At 66.9% G+C, this 2,269-nt stretch carries 6 protein-coding genes; 2 read left to right on the forward strand and 4 right to left on the reverse strand.

Features of this window, described 5'->3' with window-relative positions; translation table 11 throughout:
• The 3 genes from BM252_RS29685 to BM252_RS32290 all read right to left on the reverse strand — a co-directional run.
• Nucleotides 1–192, reverse strand: a 192-nt coding sequence (locus BM252_RS29685; protein ID WP_217429993.1) for a hypothetical protein, incomplete at its 3' end; no start/stop codon positions are given.
• Entirely contained in the window at nt 189–398 is a 210-nt protein-coding gene (locus BM252_RS29690; protein WP_093357052.1) for a hypothetical protein, read from the reverse strand. The genes BM252_RS29690 and BM252_RS29685, both read right to left, overlap by 4 nt.
• On the reverse strand, nt 395–784 hold the full coding sequence (locus BM252_RS32290; protein WP_425442397.1) for an HC3 family zinc finger protein: 390 nt from the start codon (nt 782–784) through the stop codon (nt 395–397). The genes BM252_RS29690 and BM252_RS32290 overlap by 4 nt, the downstream gene beginning before the upstream one ends.
• On the opposite strand from BM252_RS32290, the gene BM252_RS29700 reads away from it, so the two are divergent.
• Both BM252_RS29700 and BM252_RS32295 read left to right on the forward strand, forming a co-directional pair.
• On the forward strand, nt 783–1,655 hold the full coding sequence (locus BM252_RS29700) for a helix-turn-helix domain-containing protein (RefSeq protein ID WP_093357185.1): 873 nt from the start codon (nt 783–785) through the stop codon (nt 1,653–1,655). The genes BM252_RS32290 and BM252_RS29700 overlap by 2 nt on opposite strands.
• A 26-nt stretch (nt 1,656–1,681) precedes the next feature.
• Entirely contained in the window at nt 1,682–1,810 is a 129-nt protein-coding gene (locus tag BM252_RS32295; RefSeq protein ID WP_217429994.1) for a DUF397 domain-containing protein, read from the forward strand.
• Between the two features lie 68 nt (nt 1,811–1,878).
• On the opposite strand, the gene BM252_RS29710 is transcribed toward BM252_RS32295, so the two are convergent.
• On the reverse strand, nt 1,879–2,133 hold the full coding sequence (locus BM252_RS29710) for a hypothetical protein (RefSeq protein WP_093357049.1): 255 nt from the start codon (nt 2,131–2,133) through the stop codon (nt 1,879–1,881).
• Nucleotides 2,134–2,269 lie beyond the last annotated feature (136 nt).

Here is a 2,269-nt window from a genome sequence, read left to right on the forward strand (position 1 = left end):
CACCACCGGGGCGCGGAGCCGGTGTCGACCGCCGATGGCGGCCTCGGCCTCGGCCTGCGCGAGCAGCTGCTCAACCGTGAGCGCGCCCGCGCCCGACCCGCCGTGCTTGCCCCACTCGGCGAAGTAGCGAACCGCCCACCACATCGCCAAGGCGAGAACAACCAGACCAAGGAGGATGGTGGCGGTGATCATGAGCCCACCCGTTCCGAGTCGATGACCAGCCGCTCACCGGGCCGCCGCTGCGCGCGCAGCCCCGCGACCACGAGCTCAAGACCGCCCGCCAGCCGTTCACGATCTGCTGCGGTGTAGCGGCCCGCCTCGACGTCGTCGACCGCCAGGCCCATCGCCATGATCATGCCGCGCATCATCTGCCCGAGCTCCCGGTCGGCCGTGCTCATCTCGCACCCGCCAACGGAGGGAGCCCGGCGAGCTCATGGGCCGCGGAGTTGCAGTCAAGGCAGGTTTCCCACAGCCAAGCGGTGTCGCTGGTGTCCGCCTTGACGGTGCGCTGGCACAGCGTGCTGGTCTCGGTGCCGTCCGGGTAGATCGACGCTCCCGGTGGGTGTTCGTCAGTGCTCGCGTGTCGTCGACCGTCTGCGGGCACCCAGTGGAACGGGTGCGGGCGGTATCCCGGCATGGTCGTGACCTCCGTCCGATAGGCTTCCTCCAGCTGGAACCGCGGTGCCAACTGGTCCCACTCAGAATGATCGCCGGTGCCAATTGGCACAATGCACCGTTCAGGCGAACTCGTCGCTACCCTCGGTGCCGCTATCCTGTGGCACATGGCTGGCACCACCCCTAAAGCGGTTGCGATTGGCTCGGAGCTTCGCCGCGCCCGCGAAGACGCAGGGCTCAGCGCTCGGCAACTCGCCGACCAACTCGGCCTGTCCCACACGACGATCGGCCGGTGGGAAAAGGGCGAGCGATCACCGAGGCCAGTCGACGTCGCAACCGTGCTTTCAGCCCTTGGCGCTGACAACAAGCTCCGCGAGGAACTTGTGGACCTGGCACGCGACACCGACGGCTCGCATTGGGTGGCGACCAGCCTGCCCGAGCAGCAGCGGCAGATCACAGCACTGCTCGAAATCGAACGGGATGCCACCGCGGTGACGGACGTCTCGGGCATGCTCATCCCCGGACTGCTACAGACCGGGGACTACGCGCGAGCGATCATGACCGCGGGCGGCATCCCCGACACCGACGTCGAAACCCGCGTGGCGGTTCGCCTCGGTCGGCGGGACGTCATCACGCGGACCACCCGGCCCGCCTGCCTGAGCGCGTTTGTCGATGAGAGCGCGCTCTACCGCATGATCGGCGGGCACGACGTGATGCGCGAGCAGCTGCGTTGGCTGCTGCATGTCGCTGACTGGCCGACGGTCGACCTGCGAGTGGTCCCGATGCGAGCAAGCTGGCATCCGGGTCTTGAAGGTGCGTTCGTCATCGTCGAGCGCGGCCAAGAAGATGCGCCGGTAGTGCAGCTGGAGACACGGCGTTCCGCCTTGTTCCTCCACGAACCTGCCGACGTCGCTGCGTACCAGGAAGCGGCGGCGAGGGTGAAAGAGGTTGCGATGAGCCCGGACGCCACATCCGAGCTCATCGCGGATCTGATCAACAGAATGGATGCGCAAGATGACGGTACAGCACGAGCCGGATAACTGGCGGAAGCTCCGCCTGTGTCGAGGTGGGCCGTTTCGGCGACGGCGCCGCGGTCCGAGACACAAAGGACCGGGCCGCCGGGTACTTCACCACCAACCGCGAACAGTGGACCGCGTTCGTCAACGCGGTGAAGGCGGACAAGTTCAACGCCTGAGCCCACGTGCACAACGAGCAGCCCCCGGCACCGCTACTGCCGGGGGCTGCTCTGTGTCGAACGCTCGGTCAGCGTTCGAGCTCGGGACGGTCAGCGCGAGTCGCCTCGGCCTGGATGGCACGCGGCAGCTTCACCGAGAGGTACCGGTGGATGCCGAAACCACCATGCCGCAACGGGTAGTCGCGGCCACCAGCAACCTCGACAACTTGGGCAATAGCCGCCTCGATCTCGTCGGCCTCATCCGGACTGACCGGGCCGATCCTGACACGAGCGATCAGCGGCGGTCCACCACCCGGATTAGGCTGTGAGCTGCGACGATTCATTCTTGATCCTCCGATTCGGTCGGAGGGTCTTTTGCTTCCCTTGTTGCACGGTAAGGGGAGCAATCGACCCCAGCGTCCTCATCCCACGTCGGGACGATATGCAGGTGTGCGGGTTGGCGCGGCAGCACGTGCGGCG

It is taken from the genome of Rugamonas rubra (assembly GCF_900114705.1).
Taxonomy (GTDB): domain Bacteria; phylum Pseudomonadota; class Gammaproteobacteria; order Burkholderiales; family Burkholderiaceae_D; genus Rugamonas; species Rugamonas rubra.

What these genes read in the sequence shown, in the direction of transcription:
- BM252_RS29690 (WP_093357052.1), bottom strand. Translation starts at nt 398, where the DNA reads ATGAGCACGGCCGACCGGGAGCTCGGGCAGATGATGCGCGGCATGATC.
- BM252_RS29700 (WP_093357185.1), top strand. Translation starts at nt 783, where the DNA reads ATGGCTGGCACCACCCCTAAAGCGGTTGCGATTGGCTCGGAGCTTCGC.
- BM252_RS32290 (WP_425442397.1), bottom strand. Translation starts at nt 784, where the DNA reads ATGTGCCACAGGATAGCGGCACCGAGGGTAGCGACGAGTTCGCCTGAA.
- BM252_RS29710 (WP_093357049.1), bottom strand. Translation starts at nt 2,133, where the DNA reads ATGAATCGTCGCAGCTCACAGCCTAATCCGGGTGGTGGACCGCCGCTG.